This window comes from Enterovibrio norvegicus DSM 15893 (assembly GCF_900115495.1).
Classification (GTDB): domain Bacteria; phylum Pseudomonadota; class Gammaproteobacteria; order Enterobacterales; family Vibrionaceae; genus Enterovibrio; species Enterovibrio norvegicus.
Genome location: NZ_FOWR01000025.1, coordinates 1 through 22,243, shown reverse-complemented (window position 1 = coordinate 22,243; position 22,243 = coordinate 1). Strand labels below are relative to the sequence as shown.

General features: G+C 47.9%; 11 protein-coding genes. 6 read left to right on the top strand and 5 right to left on the bottom strand.

Translation table 11 applies throughout. The annotated features are described in order from the left end of the window. Positions 1-2: 2 nt before the first annotated feature. The 5 genes from deoA to prfC form a co-directional block, all read right to left on the bottom strand. Positions 3-1,334, bottom strand: coding sequence for a thymidine phosphorylase (gene deoA, locus BM082_RS15755; protein ID WP_017012555.1), 1,332 nt, complete (start codon positions 1,332-1,334; stop codon positions 3-5). A gap of 85 nt (positions 1,335-1,419) precedes the next feature. Further along, positions 1,420-2,193, bottom strand: a complete 774-nt coding sequence (gene deoC / locus BM082_RS15750) for a deoxyribose-phosphate aldolase (RefSeq protein ID WP_017010246.1) — start codon at positions 2,191-2,193, stop codon at positions 1,420-1,422. 565 nt (positions 2,194-2,758) lie between these two features. Then, the gene (locus tag BM082_RS15745) at positions 2,759-4,000 is read right to left on the bottom strand and encodes a NupC/NupG family nucleoside CNT transporter (protein WP_017010247.1); all 1,242 of its coding nucleotides are present in this window, start codon (positions 3,998-4,000) and stop codon (positions 2,759-2,761) included. A gap of 184 nt (positions 4,001-4,184) precedes the next feature. Next, positions 4,185-4,970 carry a TatD family hydrolase gene (locus tag BM082_RS15740; protein ID WP_017012554.1) on the bottom strand — a complete coding sequence of 262 codons (786 nt, stop codon included), beginning with the start codon at positions 4,968-4,970 and terminating at the stop codon, positions 4,185-4,187. 99 nt (positions 4,971-5,069) lie between these two features. Beyond that, positions 5,070-6,659 carry a peptide chain release factor 3 gene (gene prfC, locus BM082_RS15735; protein ID WP_017012553.1) on the bottom strand — a complete coding sequence of 530 codons (1,590 nt, stop codon included), beginning with the start codon at positions 6,657-6,659 and terminating at the stop codon, positions 5,070-5,072. Between the two features lie 444 nt (positions 6,660-7,103). Here prfC and BM082_RS15730 point away from each other — a divergent pair, with 444 nt between their 5' ends. The 6 genes from BM082_RS15730 (at position 7,104) to BM082_RS15705 (ending at position 22,121) form a co-directional block, all read left to right on the top strand. Next, a complete protein-coding gene (locus tag BM082_RS15730; RefSeq protein ID WP_074927661.1) occupies positions 7,104-14,456 on the top strand; it encodes an immunoglobulin-like domain-containing protein in 7,353 nt (2,450 codons plus the stop codon). An 80-nt stretch (positions 14,457-14,536) separates the two neighbouring features. After that, a complete protein-coding gene (locus BM082_RS15725) occupies positions 14,537-16,717 on the top strand; it encodes a type I secretion system permease/ATPase (protein ID WP_017017160.1) in 2,181 nt (726 codons plus the stop codon). Then, positions 16,710-18,092 (top strand): HlyD family type I secretion periplasmic adaptor subunit, encoded by a 1,383-nt coding sequence (locus BM082_RS15720; RefSeq protein ID WP_017017161.1) that lies wholly within the window; start codon positions 16,710-16,712, stop codon positions 18,090-18,092. Before BM082_RS15725 ends, BM082_RS15720 begins: the two co-directional genes overlap by 8 nt. A 23-nt stretch (positions 18,093-18,115) precedes the next feature. After that, positions 18,116-19,522 (top strand): TolC family outer membrane protein, encoded by a 1,407-nt coding sequence (locus BM082_RS15715; protein ID WP_017017162.1) that lies wholly within the window; start codon positions 18,116-18,118, stop codon positions 19,520-19,522. Further along, positions 19,522-20,115, top strand: coding sequence for an OmpA family protein (locus BM082_RS15710; RefSeq protein WP_017008802.1), 594 nt, complete (start codon positions 19,522-19,524; stop codon positions 20,113-20,115). Before BM082_RS15715 ends, BM082_RS15710 begins: the two co-directional genes overlap by 1 nt. A gap of 71 nt (positions 20,116-20,186) precedes the next feature. Next, positions 20,187-22,121 carry an EAL domain-containing protein gene (locus BM082_RS15705; RefSeq protein ID WP_074927659.1) on the top strand — a complete coding sequence of 645 codons (1,935 nt, stop codon included), beginning with the start codon at positions 20,187-20,189 and terminating at the stop codon, positions 22,119-22,121. The last annotated feature ends 122 nt before the right edge of the window (positions 22,122-22,243 follow it).

Genomic DNA, 22,243 nt, shown 5'->3' with positions numbered 1-22,243 from the left:
CGTTAGACGTCTTGTGGGCCAATTTGACGATACACATCTGGCGTTGCCTGAGGTGCGTTGTCAGCGATAACCATCGCGGCCTGAAGTTGTTCCGCAGCTTGTTGCCATTGCGCTTCGTCCTTCGCATGCACAACCGCCAGCGGTGTTGAGCTATCAGCCTGCGTTCCTAACCGGATCACATCGCTAAAGCCCACTGAGTAGTCAATGGTGTCACTGGCAACACGGCGTCCGCCGCCGAGCCCAACCACTGCCATCCCCATTGCACGTGTATCCATTGCAGAGACAAACCCCGCGTTGGGTGCAAAGACAGGTTTGATGACATTGGCGGTCGCCAAGTACTTACCGTAATTTTCTACGAAATCGAGCGGCCCGCCTAGGCCTGCCACCATTTTACCGAAACATTCTGCCGCCTTGCCGTTATCCAGCACAGCTTGCAGTTTTTGTTTTGCTTCAGCGTCGTTAGCTGCCAAGCCACTGATCACCAACATCTCTGCACATAGCGCCATCGTGACCGCATACAAACGCGGGTTACGGTATTCGCCAGTGAGGAACTGTACGGCTTCTTTCACTTCGAGGGCATTACCTGCACTCGACGCCAGTACTTGGTTCATGTCAGTCAGCAGCGCACTGGTGCGTGTTCCCGCACCGTTAGCAACAGCGACAATCGATTTCGCTAATTCTTCGGACTGTCCGTACGTCGGCATGAAGGCGCCTGACCCTACTTTCACGTCCATCACGAGTGATTCCAGACCTGCAGCCAGCTTCTTCGACAAAATCGACGCCGTAATAAGCGAAATACTATCGACAGTTGCGGTCACATCACGCGTTGCGTATACACGCTTATCAGCGGGGGCTAAATCGCCCGTTTGGCCGATGATGGCGACACCCGCTTCACGGGTTACCTGACCAAATACGTCATTGGTCGGCGTAATGTTGTAGCCCGGAATAGACTCTAATTTATCCAGCGTACCGCCAGTATGACCCAAGCCACGGCCTGAAATCATCGGTACAAAGCCACCACATGCTGCCACCATTGGGCCTAGCATTAACGAGGTGACATCACCCACACCGCCGGTACTGTGTTTATCGACGATAGGGCCATCAAAATGCATGTGTGACCAATCAATCACCATGCCAGAATCACGCATTGCACAGGTCAGTGCGACGCGCTCATCCATGGTCATGTCATTGAAATACACAGCCATTGCAAACGCGGCTATTTGTCCTTCAGAGACAGTGTCGCTCGCCACGCCTTTGATAAAAAAGTTAATCTCGTCAGACGTTAGCGCGATGTTGTCGCGTTTCTTTCTGATGATTTCTTGGGGAAGGTACATAATACACCTCACAAACAAGGAACAGACGAAGGTCTATTGGATGGGGAATGCATCGCACTCCCCGATCGCTACATAATCGAGAGGATCAGTAGCCGCCTTCTGCCGCTTTCTCGCCTTCACCCAAGGTGTGAAGCAGGTTCGCAAGTAGGCTTGAAGCTCCAAAACGGTAGTGTGCGTTGTCCGCCCACTCACCACCAAGGATGCGATCTGCCATCGCAAGGTATTCTGCTGCGTCTTCCGCAGTACGTACGCCGCCAGCAGGTTTGAAACCGACTTTCTCAGCAACACCCATGTCTTTGATCACGGTCAGCATGATTTCAGCAGATTCAGGGGTTGCGTTAACAGGCACTTTACCCGTTGAGGTTTTGATGAAATCAGCGCCCGCTTCGATAGCGATCTCAGAAGCACGTTTGATCAACGCCGCTTCTTTCAGTTCGCCCGTTTCGATGATCACTTTCAGCGTAATATCGCCACACGCTGCTTTACACTGCTTAACCAGTTCGAAGCCTGTGTTTTCATCGCCAGCGATCAGCGTGCGGTATGGGAATACAACGTCAACTTCATCAGCGCCGTAAGCCACTGCCGCTTTGGTTTCAGCAACCGCGATCTCAATGTCGTCGTTGCCGTGCGGGAAGTTAGTCACGGTCGCGATTTTAATCTCAGGGGTACCTTGCTCACGAAGCTGCTTTTTTGCAACAGGGATGAAGCGTGGGTAGATGCAGATAGCAGCAGTGTTGCCAGCAGGGCTTTTCGCGCTCTTACACAGTTCGATAACTTTCGCGTCAGTGTCGTCATCGTTCAGGGTAGTAAGATCCATCAGTTTAAGGGCACGTAGTGCTGCTGCTTTTAATTCGCTCATGACTTTCTCCAGTCTAAATTTTCAAAACCAAGTGACAAACTCAACATCAAAAGATGACGTTCAATTTGATGAGCGGACTTGGCTCCATGAAGTTTGGTGTGCTTATTGTGCATATTCAAATAAACATCAAACCAACCAACAATCCTTGTTGCCGCGCACCCCGTTGCCGGGATGTCTACCCAAGTACCGATGCAGATCCGGTTCACTCAGGCGTCTATGTTTCACTGCTCCGCTGACTGTGTGAAACTGAGATGAAATTTAGTGAAATACCACCTCTGAATCTTTGACAGCGCTCACCAATTTTACCAATGTTCTTCAGCAAGCACTAGGTGTTACCTGTTTCTGTTGAAAAACACAGTGTTGATTATTCGTCTCATCAACACTGTGTTTTCTCTTATCAACAGCACTTAAAAATATACGCCGCGATCTGGCATGTCTGTGTCTTATTCGTGGGGAATAATTACGACTCCTTCAATCCGTATTGAGCACGGCTTCTTTTGTCGTAACAGGCATAAAAAAACCGCCTCACGAGGAGGCGGTTTTCAACGTCTTTTTTACGGCTAAATTACAGAGCAGCTAGCGTCAGGAAGAAGCCTGCAATGGTCGCACTCATCAAGTTAGACAGTGTACCTGCAGCAACAGCTTTCATACCAAAGCGTGCGATGTCGTGGCGACGTGTTGGTGCGATGCTGCCTAGACCACCCAGAAGGATAGCAACAGAAGACAGGTTAGCAAAACCACACAGTGCGAACGAGATAATCGCAACAGTCTTGTCTGACAGTTCTGCAATCATTGGCGTGAAGTTCAGGTAAGCAACGAATTCGTTCACAACGATCTTCTGACCGATGAAAGAACCTGCTAGGTCAGCTTCAGACCAAGGCACACCGATAAGGAATGCAAGCGGTGCGAACACCTTACCGAGCAACCACTCAAGGGTCAGACCTTCGATACCAAACCAACCACCAACGCCGCTCAACATACCGTTGATCAGCGCGATAAGGCCGATGAATGCCAACAGCATTGCACCGATGTTCAGCGCAAGTTGCATACCAGAAGATGCGCCGCCAGCAGCTGCATCGATAAGGTTTGCAGGCTTGTCTTCTTCTTCATCGTCAGAATCTTTACCGAACTGATCAATAGGCTGATCAGTTTCAGGCTTGATGATTTTCGCGAACAGAAGACCACCCGGTGCTGCCATGAATGAAGCGGCAATCAGGTAAGAAAGAGGAACACCCATCGCTGCGTAACCTGCTAGTACACCACCTGCAACAGATGCCATACCACCACACATTACTGCGAACAGCTCTGATTGGGTCATTTTTGGTACGTAAGGACGAACAACCAAAGGTGCTTCAGTTTGACCTACGAAAATGTTCGCAGTTGCAGACATAGATTCTGCATGTGAAGTACCCAGTACTTTACGTAGTGCGCCACCCAGAATGCGGATAACAAACTGCATGATACCTAGGTAGTAAAGTACGCTGATCAGCGCAGAGAAGAAAACAACGGTTGGCAACACTTGGAAAGCAAAGATAAAACCAATGCCATCTACAGAGAAGTTAACCAGGCTACCAAACAGGAAGCCAATACCATCTTTACCGTAGTTAATCACGTTCTGTACTGCGTTTGCCATACCATTCAGCAGGGTTTGGCCCCACGGAACGAACAGGATAAAACCACCCAGGATAAACTGGATAGCAAACGCACCACCAACGGTACGAATGTTAATTGCTTTGCGGTTATCAGATAGAAGCACTGCGATAGCTAGCAGTACAACCATCCCTACAAGGCTCATAATCAGGCTCATATTAAGGGGTTCCTAAAAAAATCTTGGCGTCTCGACAAATTGGAATGTATTTCCGGCGGCGATTATACGCTTGAGTTCGCGCCCATAGGAATGCATTAGTCACACTTAGAGTGAAAATTACGGCGCAATTCATTCATAAAGGTGATGTTGATCATGTTTTGTGACGCATGTCTTACGCAAACGTTTAGGCAAACGATGAAATCTCGCTGTTCAACGAAAATAGCCGACGTGCATTTTGGGATGTGGCTTGAATAACTTCACCAACATTGCTGCCTTTTAAACCAGATAGGGCCTCAGCGATGAGCAATAAACGCTCAGGTAAATTGGGCTCACCTTGATAGCCAGAGACAGGCATGTCCGGTGCATCCGTTTCCAACACCATCGCCGAAAGCGGTAACTCTAAAATTGCGTTTCGCGTCTTATTGGCACGCTCGTAGGTGATAGTTCCGCCGATACCGAGCAAAAAACCCCGTTTAATATAGTTCAGCCCCATCTCTTTGCTGCCACTAAATGCGTGCAAAACACCTTTTACATTTGGAAAGCCATTGAGCACCTGCAGCAGTTCATTGTGTGCTTTTCGACAGTGGAGAATCACGGGAAGTTGGAATGTTTCTGCAAGGGTGAGTTGCTGCTTCAATATGTCAATTTGTGCCTGAGGGTTTGCATCATCGATCATAAAATCCAGCCCACACTCGCCTACCGCAACACACTTTTCAGGGGATGTCGCTAAAAACGCTTCCAACGCGGCGATGTCTCCCTCCTTGTGTGAAGATGACCACACAGGGTGCAAGCCCACGGCAAAATAGAGCGGAGAATGAGAGGTAGAGAGCGATTGCACAGATGGCCATCGATCCGCCGTCACACTAGGCACGATGATCGACGTGAGCCCCGCATCCACGGAGCGAGAGACCCAATAAGCAGGATCATCACTAAAAGGAGGGAAATCGAAGTGGCAGTGAGTATCTATCATCTGAATTCCTTTTTCATTTTCCCTTAGCATACAAAAAAGCCGTCAATTAAGACGGCTTTTGTTTAGATCAGGCATGTTGCCAAACGCAACAGTGCTGAATCAATGCTCGCGAGTGGCGCGGAAACTGACATCAGGATGACGCTCTTGCGTCAAATTGAGGTTTACCATGGTTGGCGCGATGTACGTTAAGTTGTCACCACCATCAAGCGCAAGGTTAGATTGGTTCTTACGCTGGAAATCATCCAACTTCTTACCATCAGTGCATTCAACCCAACGCGCTGTCGCAACGTTTATTGGTTCATAGATAGCTTCTACGTTGTACTCAGATTTCAAACGCGCAACAACCACGTCAAACTGAAGCACACCGACCGCACCCACGATCAAATCGTTTGAGATCAGTGGACGGAACACCTGCACTGCACCTTCTTCAGACAACTGAACAAGGCCTTTTAGCAATTGTTTTTGCTTCAGTGGATCACGCAAACGAATGCGACGGAACAATTCTGGAGCGAAGTTGGGAATACCAGCGAACTTCAAATCTTCACTTTGTGTGAAGGTGTCACCAATCTGAATCGTGCCGTGGTTGTGTAAGCCAATGATGTCGCCCGCATAGGCTTCAGCTGCACGTGAACGGTCACCCGCCATGAAGGTTACAGCATCAGAGATAGACACCATTTTACCGGTGCGTACATGCTTCATTTTCATGCCTTGGCTGTATTTGCCAGACACGATACGCATGAATGCAATGCGGTCGCGGTGTTTTGGATCCATGTTTGCTTGGATCTTAAACACGAAACCACTGAATTTTTCTTCACCTGATTCAACCGCACGCTCATGCGCTTGGCGAGACAACGGCTTAGGTGCCCACTCCGTCAAGCCATCTAGCATATGGTCAACGCCAAAGTTACCCAATGCCGTACCGAAGAATACTGGTGTTAGTTCGCCTTTCGAAAACAGCTCTTGATCGAACTCATGCGACGCGCCCATAACCAGTTCAAGCTCTTCACGCAATTGCGCAGCAAGATCATCACCAATCGCCGTATCAAGGTCTGGGTTGTTCAACCCTTTAATGATGCGTTTTTCTTGGATGGTGTGGCCTTGACCTGTTTGATACAGAATCGATTCATCACGGTGGATGTGGTAAACACCTTTGAATTCTTTACCACAACCAATTGGCCATGAAATCGGTGCACAAGCAATTTTCAGCTCATTTTCAACTTCATCAAGCACTTCCATTGGATCACGAATATCACGGTCCAATTTGTTCATGAAGGTGACGATCGGCGTATCGCGCAGACGCGTCACTTCCATCAACTTACGTGTGCGATCCTCAACACCTTTTGCGGCATCGATAACCATCAAACATGAGTCAACAGCCGTCAATGTACGGTAAGTATCTTCAGAGAAGTCTTCGTGTCCCGGTGTATCGAGAAGGTTTACCAAGCAATCGTTGTAAGGGAACTGCATCACGGACGTTGTCACCGAGATACCACGTTCTTTTTCCATTTCCATCCAGTCAGATTTCGCATGCTGGTTAGAGCCTCGACCTTTTACAGTACCGGCTTTCTGGAGCGCGTTTCCGAACAACAGAACCTTTTCGGTGATCGTTGTTTTACCGGCATCCGGGTGCGAAATAATCGCAAACGTACGGCGTTTGTCGACTTCTTGTTGGAATGGAGAGTTTGACATGCTTAGACAATTTCCGGTTTAGGCAGTGCGGAGGAACCTGAAGGTACCGCAATTCTGCGCGTCATATGTGATCGGCGGGTATTTTGTACGATCTGGCGCATAGACTCAACGTTGAAGCCTAAATTACGCTGAGATAATTATCGCCCAGTGTTGTTGTTACGCGAAATGCCCCTCAAAACCATAAACTCACGTGAAAGAACCTCGCGAGCTAACGCCTTACCTATAAGTGTATTTATTTAATAATACATACAGAGAAACCCCTGAAATATCACATACAAATCAGCAATTAACCATCAATGAAATTTTACAGCACTTATCACCCTTTGAAACATCTTCTTAAACAACCACTAAAATTCTGATTGTTTTAAGTTGTCACATATATGAGACTTATGTGTCTATATAGATGCATACACATTTGTTTCACCTATCTGCAGGAAAGCGTTCATGGATTCGATCATTACCAAGCAGCCCGCGACAGTCATTTCGGTCAACGGAAACGTTCATGTCAAAGTTAATGGAAAAGACGTTCATCTTTCTGAATTAACAGACATCACGTTAGGTACTGAAATCATTGTTCCAGAAGGTGCTGACGCCCTCCTTGCATTAGAAGATGGGAGCGTACTGCCGATAGGTGTAACCGAAACAGATGAATTATCGCTCGACAGCTTTAGTCAAGATGCAGAAATTGCAGCCTTGCAAGCACTTCTACTCAATGAAAACTTCGACCCCACGCAAGAGCTAGAAGCCACCGCCGCAGGAGGGTCAACCTCCAACACAGGCTCTCAAACCCCAACCACAATCAGCCGCGCCGCGAGCGAAACATTAGCCAAAGCGGGATACGACACCGAAGGGGTTAGTCGTGAATTTAATACTGTCAGGGTGGAAAGAGGTGATACCACAGACACTCGCTTAGCCCCTGGCAGCGATGACTCTGTCCCAACGGAACCGCTCACACCTATAGTGCCAACGCCGACCATCGATGCGACCTTTACGCTCTCATCTGACACGAATGGAAAAGACATTGTGGAAGGGGGTGAAATCACCTACATCGTCACGCTTAACGAACAAGCACAAGAAGATATCACCATCACCCTAAGCAATGGCGAAAACATTACGGTGCTGGCGGGTGAAACCGTTGGACAAGTCACAGTCAGCACGCGAGAGGATGACCTCTACAGAGATGACGACAAAGCACTGACCGCCACCATCGACAACATTTCTGAGAATAGTTTTGATAGCTCTACGCCTGAAGGTACGGTGACGAATCAGGTTGTTGATGACAGTGATGTCACGACCATCACACTCAGCGCTAACACCGCAAACGGCACAGTCATTGAAGGTGGCAAGATTACTTACATAGTGACCTTGAGCGCCGAGGCAAACGAAGACATTACCGTAACGTTGAGTAACCAACAGACCATCACTATTAAAGCGGGTGAACTATCCGGCTCCGTCGATGCGAGTGTTCGCGATGACGATCACTACACCCAAGATGACCAGACGATAAACGTTACAATAGACAATGTCTCAAACAACACTTTTGAAAGCACCCTTTTAGTCGGGAACGTCACGCATACCGTGATAGATGATTCTGACACCACCACCTTCACTTTAAGCTCGCTCACCAACGGGCAAGACATTACAGAAGGCGGCACCATCACGTACACCGTGACCTTGAATGCTACAACCAATGAAGACCTCACGGTCACCCTGAGCAACGCGGAAACCATCACCATCAAAGCGGGTGAAAGTGAAGGCTCGGTGACTGTTGATGTCCGTGCTGATGACCTTTATCAGCAAGGTGATCAAGCGCTTAACGTAATCATCGATAGCGTATCCAGTAACAGCTTTGAAGATGTAAGGCTGCAAGGTTCGGTGAAAAATACAGTGGTGGATGACAATGACATCACCACCGCCACCTTAAGCTCGGCCACCAACGGGCAAGACATTACAGAGGGTGGCACCATCACATACACCGTGACCTTGAATGCCCCAACCAATGAAGACATCACGGTTACCTTGAGCAACGCGGAAACCATCACCATCAAAGCGGGTGAAAGTGAAGGCTCGGTGACTGTTGATGTCCGTGCTGATGACCTTTATCAGCAAGTTGACCAAGCACTGACCGTAAACATCGATAACGTATCAAGTAACAGCTTTGAAGATGTAAGGCTGCAAGGTTCGGTGAAAAATACAGTGGTAGATGATAGCGACACTGTGACGGTGAAACTGACCGCTTCTGGCTCTGTCAACGAAGGTGACGAAATCACCTATACCGCAACCCTCGTGGGCGGTGAAGCCCAAAATGACATTACCGTCAAACTGGCGAATGGCGAGACCATCACCATCAGCGCAGGTCAAACATCGGGCACAGTCACCACGGACGTTGCTAACGACATTTACACCTCCAACAACATCACCAACAGCATCGCCTCGGTGCAAGAAAGCGGTGATAACGCTAAGCTGGAAGACCTGCAATCAGATGGCAAAGCCGTCACCACTACTGTGGTTGATATCATCGAAAACGGCGATGCGGCAACCCTAACGCTGAGCAATGTCACGGCAAAAGAAGGCAGCGACAAAGCCACCATCACAGGCTCGCTCGACCACACACCAAAGACTGACGTGACGGTAACCCTAAGCAACGGTGCCACCTTGACCTTCGGCACCGACTACACGCCAGGCACCTTGGTGACCTCCACGCCATTCGATATCAACAACGGTGAAGATGTCGTGGTTGATGCGTCTGATACCACCTATGACGTAACCGTCACGGGCGGTGACTTTGAATCTCTCACCTCACCAGACAGCGTCACCGTCTCTGTTGAGGACACCAATGATACCGTGACCGTCAAACTCACTGCGTCTGACGAGGTCAACGAAGGTGGCAAGATCACTTACACCGCCACATTAGAAGGCGGTGTCGCCAAGAATGACATCACAGTGACATTGGCCAATGGTGAAACCATCACCATCAAGGCTAACGAAACATCCGGTGAAATAGACGTCACAGTCGAGAATGACATCTATGCGTCCGATAACATCACCAACAGCATTGCCACGGTGCAAGAAAGCGGTGATAAAGCCCCGCTGGAAGACCTGCAAAAAGATGGAAAAGATGTAAATACCCACATTACTGATGATGGCGATGTCATTACAGCCAAGCTATCAGGTTCAAGTTCCGCCTCAGAAGATGGCGGCAAGATTACCTACACCATCGAATTACAAGATGCTGATGGCGATGCGGTTGAAGTGGCTAATGATGACAATGTCATCGTAACAATTCAGCTGCCAGACGGCTCATCGAAAGACGTTACGTTCAAAGAAGGTGAGAGCACAAAAGACGTTGAATTCATTGTGAATAGGGACGATGTCTTTATAGAGTCGGATACTGCCGAGGCATCAATTACTGGCATTTCAGGTGGTACTGAGTTTGAAGACCTCACAACAGATAATTCGACGGTGACAACACTAGTCGAAGATGACATTGATACCATTTTTGCCATCATCGAAATAAATGGTGATAAGAAAGTTGAAGAATCCGACGGTGAAACAATTACCTACACCGTCACACTTGTTGACCAAAACGGAAATGAAGTCAGCGTTCCAAACAATGAATCCGTTACCATCAACTTAAAATGGAAAGGCTCAACCGAGAAGGAAGACTTTGCCGAAGGCACTGATCTCCCGAAATCGATAATCATTGAGGGCGGTGAAAGTCACGCCTCATTCGACATTGAGGTCAAAGATGACAACCTCAATGAAGGCACAGAGAAACTCGTCACCCACATTAAGAACATCAAGCAAGATTCATTCGAAAAGGTCGTTGAAGGCAAGTTAGGTAACAATGGTATTCCATCAAAAGGAAAAGCCAAAGCTGTCGTAAAAATTGAAGACGAATCAACGTCTGACGCTGAAGACACCGTCTCCGTGAAAATTTTCGCTGTGGTTAATGGCAAGCTCGTCAGCACGAATACCATCAATGAAAATGTCGAAGAAGGCACCAATGAGGCGGTTTACAAAGCGGTTCTTGTAGACAGCAATGGCAATATCATCGACGAAGGAAATCAATCTGAAATCAATGTTTCCTTCTCGGATCTTGGTCTGAATCAAAACGGGTCTGCGGATTTTGATCTCAATGGTCAAACCATCACTGTAAAGTTAAACGACGCGTTTTCAGCCAAGGCGCTCGATGATCTCTACCGAGAAGTAAAAGAAGAATTCACCGTTAAAGCTGAGCTCACTGATGATCAAATCGCCTCTTTAGAACAAACCTATGAAAAAGTCGTCAGTAGCGATGACAAGGTCACGACCACCATCCGAGATGAACACCACAGTGACAGAGACACAAATGACACCGTTTATGTCGTTATCGAAAGTTCTGGCGATGTGACGGAATCAGATGATGCAATGATCACTTACACCGTCTCTCTGGTTGACGCAAATGGAGAACCCGTCAAAGTGCCGACAGGTGAATCTGTCGACGTTCGAATCAGTTGGAATGGATCGAGCAACAGTGCTGATTTTGTTGACCATGACGGCCTTCCTACCATAGTCACCATCAATGGCGGCGAAAGTAGCACATCAGACGGTTTGACTGTGCATGTTAAAGATGACTCTTTGAAAGAAGGGTCTGAAAGCTTAAAAGCGCATGTGACGCAAATCAGCCAGTCGAGCTTTGAAATCGTTCGAGAAGGTGAACTGGGTAGCAATGGCAAGCCTCAAAAAGCACAGGCGACAGCAAAAGCCAATATTTCAGATGAAGTCGGACTGGAGGGTGAGTCTGTTTCCGTAAAACTCTTCGTCGCAGATGGTTCGGGCAAACTTGTTTTAGATAACGGTTCCCCTGTCGAAGCTGATGGCAGCCAGATACTGACCGAAGCTGAAAGCGATACCATTCAGTACATCGCGCTCCCTGTTGCGCCTAGCGGTGAAATCCTTGCAGACATTGATGATAGCGGGAACGTAACGCTCTCCGATGCGAATCGCGGAAAAGTAATAGTCACCATCTCTGAAGGCGCTGATTTGAATCACAGCAACAACAGCGATATCGAAACGTCTGGCATCGCCAAAAATGGTTCCGTTGTTCTGGGCAAACCTTTTGACATAACGGCGACCGATGACAACTTCAAAGACAGTGGCGAAACTGTCTCCATTTCGCTGGGCGATGTGCAAGGAAAGATCGTCAACAATTATGAAAATGTCGTTACCTCTGGCGATGTTACGCATGTCATCGAGGATGAAGATGCCTCAAGTTCTACAGAATCATTCTTCGTTACTTTTACAGCAGCACAAACACAAGTAAACGAAGAAGGAGAGCCCACTCTCGAGTTCACCTTGTCACTGGTTGATGAAAACGGTGACAAAGTACAATTGGAAGCAGGACAGACTGTTTCAGTTAACGTTGATTGGTCTTTAGGCCGCGACGGGCAGCTATCGCTCGATGATTTCTCCTCAACCAACAACCTCAATAACAGCTACGTATTTGAAGCAGGAACAGAGCTTCAAACGATCTCGTTGACCGTCAATAATGACGCGCACGTTGAGGGATTGGAAACCATCGTTGGTAACATCACCCAAGTGACCAGTGAAAGCTTCGAAAGTGTCGCTCAGGGGATCGAAGACCTATCAGGAAAGATCGTTGAAGGAAGCGCAACAGTATCCTCAACAGTCATCGATAAGGACAACCCACCTGTCGCTAAAGACGATTATGACGAAGGTAACATTGAAGTAGGTGGCCCCCATCCCTATTGGGTCAACAACAGTGATGCTGATGGTATTTTCATTGCTTTCACTGACATCACCAAAAACGACACCGACCCAGATACTGGGGACACAGTCAGTGTTTGGAATAAAGATGATCTAAGCAGCTTTGTATTAGTGCCAAGCGATGCCGGCTCTTTAGCATTGGGGCAAAACGGCATCACTTTCCAACCAAGCCCTGACTACAATGGCCCCGTTCAGATTGAATACTTCGCCACCGACGGTACAAATAAATCTCTCGAGTCGGCAAATATTCATATCTACGTTAATGAAGTGAATGCCAATGACGATGGGGATGACGTGTTGTTCACCACATCCAAAACGGATGGGTGGGCAAACCTGGACGGCAATGGCTTTTTCACCGTCAAAGCATTCAAAAAAGGGGAAGCCTTTAATGCCGATGGCTCACTAAGCGGGGCTGGGGATACAGTAACCGAAAATTCCAAGCACCTAGACAACAAATACGGTATGGGTGTGGCTGACAATGCGCGTGGTGATGGCGCGGGAAATGTTCCTTATCAAGTGGAATACGACCATGAGACAGACTCGTCCGAAGCTTTGCGCATTGATTTAACCAATCCTATTAAGGCATTAGCGTTTGGTGTTTCGCGGTTGTTTGCCGAAGAGAATGGTACTGAAGTCGGTCAATATAAGCTTTACGATGCCGATGGCAATCTCATCAAGACCCAATCATTCTCGTTAGATTCAGGTGACAAAGGGACATTTACCATCTTCTCAAACACGCCGTTTTCTTATGTTGTGTTTGAAGCCCTTCCACGAACAAAAGACGGTGAATCACAAACCAGTGGCGATGCGTCTGATTTTGTCATTACTGAAATTACCATTCTGAACGACGCCTTCATCGTTGAAGAAGGTTTAACACCCGATAATTCAGATGCCGATACTATCAGCGGCTCACTATTCGACAATGACTCGGACCCTGAAGGCCATGCCTTCTCGATCACCGAAGTAAATGGCGAAGCATTGACGTTTACTGACGATGGCAAAGCGACGGTTGACTTTAACGAAGGCTCGTTGACCATTTGGAAAGACGGCCGATTCACTTTCGAAGCCGCTGATCAAGGTGACAACCTCAAGGCTGGCGAGCAGCAAGACTTTGACTTCGAATACACCATCCAAGATGAAAAAGGTGACACTGACTCTGCGACAGTTCATATCGATATTGTTGGTAAGGACGCAACCCTAACCCCTAATCCTAATCCTCAAGATAAAATGGTCGTTTCAGGATTTGGTGGCGATGACGCCATCAACGCAAACATCAATGCCATATTAAAAACAGGCGGGTTGAATCGGGATGATGAGCCTTATACCAAAGAACTTTTTGAAGACGCCGGCTATTTAGTCACCGCCCATCAGGAAGGACTGCTAAACCATGACTCTGGTAAGTACGGCAGCTTTGAACTCGAGCTCGAAAACCCGTACGACGCAAATGAAGGAGCCTACCTGTTTGGTGACTTAGGGAATGACAACATCATTGGTGGCGCAGGCGCTGACATCATTAGAGGTGGCGCCAACGGGCACCGTAGTTCAGGCCTTAGTGCAAATGGAGAATCAGGAGACACGCTTGAAGGCGGTGCGGGGGCAGATACATTCCTTTGGATGAAAGAAGACTTAGTCAACCTCGGCACTGTCAACGGATACGACCATATCACTGACTTCATTGGTGATTTTAATGTCAATGAAGATAAATTAGATTTATCAGACCTCGTTTCTGTATCAAATGGTGACCTAGATAATTTATCAGTAGGCTATGACGAGCATGGCCAGCTTAAGTTATCCATTAACGTCACGGGTGTAGAAAATGACAGTGATGGCAATGTCACTCAACACATTGTTCTACAGAAAAAAAGTCAATCACAAGTGGACAATGAAGGGCTAGACCCATCCGTTGATGGGGGGATCGTTGTCAATACCATCATTAATGGAGAAGAAGCTAAGCTCACAATTACAGACAGCGATGGATATGCAGGGGTCAATGCACCAACTGTAACTATTGATTTTGAAAACGAATAACGTCTAGGGCACTGGCCATTTGGTCATGCCCTTTTCGTTTTGATGCGTGTGTGTTTTTAATTATTTATAGAGAGAACTAGGTGACCGAAGTCAGTATCGCCGAACGCAAACCGTCGCAGTGGCGCATTAGTGCAGCTACACAGGCGGTTGACGACCCGTTGTTAGATTGTTTGGTATTACTCACCGAACACTATGGTTCACCGTGCTCTGGCGATGCCTTAACGGCTGGTTTACCAATGACTGACGCGTTGCTCAAACCGGATTTATTTCCGCAAGCAGCAGCGCGCGCTGGATTGACCGCAAAGCTATCTCGTCGGCAGTTACATGCTATTCCAAAGCTTTTGCTGCCTTGCATACTTCTTTTGAATAACGAAAAATCCTGCATTCTTCGCCACCTTGATGAAGACAAAGGGCTCGCTCTGATCCAAACGTCTGAAACCGGCGGTGAAGAAGAGATATCCTTGGCTGAACTCGAAGCCATGTATGTCGGTTATGCGTTTTTGGTTAAGCGCCAATACCGAGGCGATAACAGTGTCGACCTTCATCTTCATGACACCAAAATTCATTGGTTTTGGCAGACAGTAAAAGATGCCTCTCCTATCTACCGTGATGCAATCATCGCGTCGATATTGGTCAATCTGTTCGCCCTGGTTTCTCCACTTTTTGTCATGAATGTCTATGACAAAGTCCTGCCTAACTTGGCTTTTGAATCCTTGTGGGTACTTGCATCAGGCGCACTTATCGCGTTCAGCTTTGATTTTCTAATGAAGAAAATGCGCTCCTACTTGATTGATGTGGCGGGAAAAAAAGTCGACATCATTGTGTCCTCGAGACTGTTCGCACGCTTAATGGGTATACCGCTAGAAAAAAGAGCCAAGAGCGTCGGGGGCATGGCGAAGCAGCTTGGCGAGTTCGATGGTATTCGTGACATGTTGACATCTGCCACTATCACGACCTTGGTTGATCTGCCTTTTGCAGCTTTCTTCATTTTTATTATCTACTTGGTTGCAGGCGATCTTGCGATAGTGCCTGTCGTCGCAGGTATTGCCATTATCGGGTACGCCTTACTCGTCCAGCCTCGACTTAAAGCGGCCATTGAAGAGTCCAATAAGTACGCAAGTCAAAAACATGGTCATTTGATCGAAAGCCTCTCGGCGATGGAAAGCATTAAAGCGAACGTGGCCGAAGGTATCGTTCAAAAAAGCTGGCAACAGATGACGGCACACACCGCTAACTGGAACCTAAAGGTAAAAAAAATCACCAATTCGGTGTCCTACTTTGCCGCGTTTATCGTGCAAGTAACCTCCGTAGCCGTCGTCGTGTTTGGTGTTTATCGTGTTGCTGATGCAGCCATTACCATGGGCGGAATCATCGCAGCGGTGATGCTCTCAAGCCGTGCCGTGTCACCCATGGCACAACTGGCCGGGTTAATGAGCCGCTGGAATCAGACACAATCAGGCATGCGTCAACTCAATGCCATGATGGAACAAGAAGACGAATTTGCGGAAAAAGGGCATTTGATTAGTCGTAAGCGATTAAACGGTGACATTTATGCCGACAACGTCAGCTTTCTTTACCCAGAAACTGAAAAACATGCCCTTCACGCCACCAGCTTCACCATAAAAGCCGGAGAAAAAGTTGCCATCTTGGGCAAAAACGGAACAGGTAAAAGTACGCTCATTCGAATGCTTGCAGGCCTCTACCAACCATCACAAGGCAGCCTACGTTTTGATGGCGTCGATGCAAAGCAAATACACCCAGCAGATCTGCGCCGCAACGTGGGTTATCTGGCGCAAGATGTCACGCTTTTTCACGGTACTATTCGTGAAAATATTATGTTTGGCACGCGTCAGGTAACAGAGCACCAATTAATCCGAGCAACCCAACTCTCTGGTGTCGGCATTTTCACGTCACAAGACAGTGAAGGCTTAGACAAACAAGTTGGCGAGCGCGGTGAGGCCTTATCTCGCGGACAACGACAATCCGTGGCACTGGCACGAGCACTACTGAACGACCCACCCCTTTTGATCATGGATGAGCCCACCGCAAGTTTAGATGCTCACGCGGAAAATCAATTTATTCATTCAATGAAGTTCGCCGCAAAAGAGCGCACTTTGGTGATGATCACGCACAAGATGGCGCTGCTCCAACTCGTGGATCGCGTCATTGTCATGGATAAAGGTCGCGTCGTGATGGATGGCCCACGCGACAAGGTTCTCGCGCGTTTAAATAGCAGTAACGCTGGAGAGAAAAATGACTAATGCGTTAAAACGCGATGACCTCGAAATGACTGACGATGTGTATGGCGCGATGCTGACAGATGCACCGCTTCGATATCGCATGGTTATCTGGGGAGTGTTTGCCTTTTTTGCTGTGATGTTGGTTTGGTCGAACTTTGCTTCACTAGATCGCATGACACGCGGTGAAGGAAAGGTCATCCCCTCCTCGCAAGTGCAGCTCATTCAAAGTTTGGATGGCGGCATTCTTCAAGCCATGTACGTTTCTGAAGGTCAGCTTGTTCAGCAAGGTGAACCGCTCGCCCGTATCGACGATACCCGCTTTCGCTCTGACCTTGCACAACAAGAGGAAGAAGATGCCAGCCTCCGCGCCAACATCATCCGGATGCGAGAAGAGCTGCAGAGCATTACGTTATCGCCCGACGCGCCGAATTGGCACGATAAAGTGCAAATCAACATTCAGCCGTTAGTCTTCCCTGACACCCTCATTGCCGCTGAACCAGAACTGGTTGCTCGTCAGGAATTAGAATACCAAGGTCGCTTGTTGGATGTGAAAAACAAGCTGGAGATCTTGGCGCGCCAAATTTTGCAAAAACAGCAAGAAAGCCGAGAAATTGAATCAAAGCTCCGCACCCTATCGAACAGTTACGGATTGATAAGCCGCGAGTTGAAGATCACCATCCCGCTGGCAAAACGTGGCATCGTCTCTGAAGTCGACCTACTTCGTCTCGAACGACAAGTGAATGACATAAAAGGTGAGCTTGATTCACTCAAACTCATGCAACCGAAGCTAAAAGCCATAGTGGATGAAGCAATACTGAAGCGCCGAGAAGCAGTATTGGCATTTAGTAACGACACGCGCGAGAAAATGAGTGAGTTAGAAACCCGCTTATCTCGACTCACACAAGCACAAGTCGGTTCGCAGGATAAAGTGGATAAAGCAGTCATTACATCCCCAGTTACCGGCACCATTAAAACCATCCACATCAACACACTCGGTGGTGTCGTCCAGCCGGGCATCGACTTGATCGAGATTGTTCCTGCTGAAGACCAATTGTTGATTGAAGCCAAAATATCACCGAAAGACATCGCATTCCTCCATCCCGGGTTGCCCTCGGTGGTCAAAGTCAGCGCCTATGATTTTACCCGTTATGGCGGTCTCAATGGCGAGCTTGAACACATCAGTGCAGACACCACGCAAGACGAGGAAGGGAATAGCTTCTATCTCGTCAGAATCCGCACCGAAAAATCCAATCTCACCAAAAATGATGGCGACGAGCTCCCGATCATTCCAGGCATGCTGACTTCCGTCGACATTATTACAGGGAAGCGAACCGTACTTGAGTACTTGCTTAACCCGATACTCAGAGCAAAAGAATCAGCGCTTAGAGAGCGTTGATGATAAAAATCAAGGAGAGACCCATGAAGAACAGCGTCAGTCTGTCATTAAAAAGGAGCGTGGCTGCGTTGGCAGTGGCAGCTGTATTGCTCCCTTCAACATCCGTTGCACAATCACTTGAACAAGCTGTTGCAACGGCGTTGGATACACACCCTACCATTCGACAAGCCTTTCATCGATTCAAAGCCTCAGAAGAGCAAGTGAATCAGGCAGAATCTGGTTACTACCCAAGCATCGATTTTGATGCCGGGCTAGGCAGAGAATGGACTGACAGCCCATCAACACGCCGTGATGGTTTAAATGCAAACATCGAAGACGACAAAGAACTGACACGTCGTGAGATTGGCCTTTCACTTCGCCAAGTGATCTTTAATGGCTTTCAAACGGCCAATGAAATCAACCGAACAGAGTTCGAGGCAAGCGCGGACCAATGGGCGCTTTTTGCCTCTGCTGAAGACATCGCCTTAGAAGTATCACGCGCATATCTTGAGTATTTGCGCGCCGATAAAATTGTCGTGTTGTCCCAACGTAACCTTGATAGCCACCAGGCTATTTATGATGCCGTGAAGCAAAAGACAGATTCTGGGCTCGGCTCAACCGCCGATCTCTCTCAAGTCACGGGCCGCCTTGCCCGTGCCCATTCAAACCTAATTTCATCAAAGAACAACCTTTCCGATGCGCACATCACGTATAAGAAGCTCGTCAATGTCGCGCCTCAGAATTCGCGTATTCCTGTCCCAGACAAAGCATTACTTCCTGACAGTCTTGAGCAGGCGCTCGATACCTCTACCGCCTATCACCCAACACTGAAAGTGGCAGGCAACGACATTAACGCCGCAACCGCACAACGGGATTCAGCTCAGGGCAATTACTACCCGCAAGTGACGTTTGATCTCTCAGCCGGTTGGGATGACAACCTAGATGGCACGGACGGAACCAGCGCGACTGGCGGCGTGGATGTAGGCGGCAACAACGATGAAGTACTTGCCATGGTGCGTGTGAGCTACAACTTGTTCTCTGGAGGTGCCGATCGCGCACGAGAACGTGAAGCGGCTTACAACATCCACGAATCTAAAGCCATTCAGCAAGAGGTCTATCGTGACATTGTTGAAGGTACGACGTTAGCGTGGAATGCACGAGATTTTCTCGCTCAGCAAATGACGTATCTTCGCCAACATGTTGAATCAGCAATCGAAACACGCAATGCCTATGAGGACCAATTCAAGCTTGGCCAGCGTACTTTGATCGATGTATTGGATGCTGAGAATGAGCTTTTCCAAGCACGAAGAGAATACCTGACTGCAGAATATGATGATCTCATTGCTCAGTACCGACTGCTCAATGCCACAGGACAACTGCTTCAATCCCTTCGCGTTACAACCCCCGACGTTTGGTTAGGTGAAGACCGCTACCAAGGAGGCGTTCAATAATGAAAACCTACGCTGCATTACTTCCTTTTATTCTACTGGCTGGCTGTGCACCACAAGACGTCATCACCATGCAAGATGTGTCACCTCAAGAAAATGATCTGCGTGATCTCGATTTTGATGGTGTTATCAAAGCACGCGAAAAGTGTGTTGAAACCCTTATCGGCGCAGCGGTAAATAACGATGGTTGCCCGAAAGACAAAAGCGTCAAACAAAGCTTCAAACTTGATGTGAAATTCCCAAATAACTCCGCAGATTTACTTCCTCGCTATTATGCGAAATTGGAGCAATTGGTGGCGTTTATGGAAGAACAAAAAGAGGCCACTGTCACCATCGAAGGCCATGCGAGCAAAGTGGGCAGCTCTGCTCATAATTTGGTGTTGTCACAGCAACGCGCAGATGCCGTTGCCCAAGCATTGGTGAGTGATTTTGGCATCTCAGCATCCCGTGTTGAAGCAGTTGGCTATGGCGATACGGAGCCATTGATTGACGATAATTCTGATTTCGCACACGAAACCAACCGTCGCGTCATGGCAACGCTAAGCGGAAGCTACAGCACCACTGACATGCGATGGACCATTTTCACGTCAGAATAAATACAAAGCCAATCTCATTAACCGATGAGGTTGGCGTCTTTTTCGTCCATTAGACAGAAACCATATCGACTATGATTGCGAATCGCTTTTCTCTTTTTTTGGCATTCACACTGACTACCCTTGCACTGCTCTTCTCTTTCTCTCTTCAGCTCCATTGGAATGTACAGCAGCAGCAAAATCAGTTAGTACAGTACGCTGACGACCTCTCCTCTCAGCTTTCGAGTACACTTCCCGTGTTTATCTCACACAATGACAGGGACGCGATTGTCCGTATCGTTGAAGCCTCATTAACCCCCCACGTAAAATCCCTCACCTTGGTTGACTTAATAACATCAGAACAAGCGACATGGTCAGGGGAGACAGTCAACACACCCACATCGTCGCTTTCTTTTGCGACTATTTCGCCCATAGAAAGGCAGGTTGATTTACGGCATGAAGGTATCCCTATTGCCTCATTAGCGATCACTGTGGCGCCCAATAAAGAAACACAAATCGCGTGGCTCCATGCCATCAAAACACTGGGCATACACGCCGTATACTTGTTTATTACCTTCTCAATCGCCGCCTTTTTCATGGGTCGACAACGTCGCGCCATTCGCGACGTAGCACAAACACTGACCGCGATGTCTGACAATGGCTTCCTCCCTCTTAAAACCTCAAAGCGTTCAGGCATTGCAACCCTTGATCATGCGATGGAGTATTTTGGCCGACACGCCCAACGCTTGCTGCAATCAAGTAACAGTGAATTAAAGCGATTGCGTAAGAGCATGATGTTTGATGCCGTGTCAGGGCTTTATAACAAGCAGTATTTTATCCATCAACTAAACAGTTGGATGGATGAAGGCGAAGATACCCAAGGCGCGGTGTTTATCATCCAAGTTGATTGGCTTGAGCATGTATACCGACAATATGGGTACTCCGTCAGAGACGAGACATGGAGACTGCTTTCACATTCATTGCAAGATGTCGCGATTCAAGACAGCAATGCGTGCTTAGCCCGCTTTGGTGAAAAAGAGTTGGCCATTTTCCTGCCTGAATATAACGACGAGGAAAGTCGTAAAGTGCTACATGCTGTTATCAGTGCACTGAACAATGAAGCTGTGATGGCAGGGTTTTCCGCCAATAAGGACGTGCATATTGGGGTTGTGCATGCGCACGGAAAATCTAGCTCGGACATGCTGTCATTTGCCGACAACGCACTTCAGCACGCCATTGAGAAAAATGAGGTTTTTATTTTTCATCAAGGCACCAATGAGCATGTCATTGCGCGAGAAGCGTGGCGAGAACTGTTGTCTGAGGCCATCGACAAACGTTTACTCAGGCTAAAATCTCAACCCGTCTATACGCTGGGAGAAAGCGCGAGTATTTTCCATCGCGAAGTGTTTACTCAGACCTTGATTGAGCACACATGGCATTCTGCTGGGCGCATCATGCCTTATATCAATTTCTTCTCAAAAGGGGCAGACCTCGACCGCGCCATTATTGAAACCCTGATACAACAGCATCACCAGCGTCCAATTCAAGGGAAAGTTGCCCTCAACCTATCAACCACAAGCCTTCGTGATGGTGCGTTCATTGATTGGCTGTGCAACGTTGTTCGCAATACATTGCCTTCAGAGTATCTTCACTTTGAAATCAGTGAAGCAAGTGCGCGTGCAGACCTCAATGCGTGCTTATTGTTTTCGAAGAAAATGAAAGCCTGTGGGGTGTCAATCGGCATCGATCACTTTGGTCGATACTTAGAGAGCGTCGAATACCTCGCCGCGATAAAGCCACATTACGTTAAGCTCGATCAAGCATTTACCCAAACACAAAGCAGCACTAACCAGCTTTTCACCATCACGTTGGCAAACATTGCTGAATCACTCAACATCACGGTGATTGCCACGGGGGTGAAAAACACAGCATTGCTGGAACGGCTTGATCCTATGCTCATTCATGCTTACCAAGGTTTTATTCATCCACCAACACCGATCATCGAAGACGAGCTTCAGCCTCAGAGATAACAGACACAAAAAAGCCCGCTCAGTGCGTAATGCATGTGAATTAAGCTGAATTACGCCTTCTAGAAGGCCTGGTCGCATAGCGACTGGGCCTTTTCTTTACTGCTCTTGGATATGTCCTCTCC

Coding starts and splice junctions, on each gene's coding strand:
- BM082_RS15740 (WP_017012554.1), bottom strand. CDS start 4,970: ATGATAGATACTCACTGCCACTTCGATTTCCCTCCTTTTAGTGATGAT.
- BM082_RS15715 (WP_017017162.1), top strand. CDS start 18,116: ATGAAGAACAGCGTCAGTCTGTCATTAAAAAGGAGCGTGGCTGCGTTG.
- BM082_RS15730 (WP_074927661.1), top strand. CDS start 7,104: ATGGATTCGATCATTACCAAGCAGCCCGCGACAGTCATTTCGGTCAAC.
- deoA (WP_017012555.1), bottom strand. CDS start 1,334: ATGTACCTTCCCCAAGAAATCATCAGAAAGAAACGCGACAACATCGCG.
- BM082_RS15720 (WP_017017161.1), top strand. CDS start 16,710: ATGACTAATGCGTTAAAACGCGATGACCTCGAAATGACTGACGATGTG.
- prfC (WP_017012553.1), bottom strand. CDS start 6,659: ATGTCAAACTCTCCATTCCAACAAGAAGTCGACAAACGCCGTACGTTT.
- deoC (WP_017010246.1), bottom strand. CDS start 2,193: ATGAGCGAATTAAAAGCAGCAGCACTACGTGCCCTTAAACTGATGGAT.
- BM082_RS15705 (WP_074927659.1), top strand. CDS start 20,187: ATGATTGCGAATCGCTTTTCTCTTTTTTTGGCATTCACACTGACTACC.
- BM082_RS15710 (WP_017008802.1), top strand. CDS start 19,522: ATGAAAACCTACGCTGCATTACTTCCTTTTATTCTACTGGCTGGCTGT.
- BM082_RS15745 (WP_017010247.1), bottom strand. CDS start 4,000: ATGAGCCTGATTATGAGCCTTGTAGGGATGGTTGTACTGCTAGCTATC.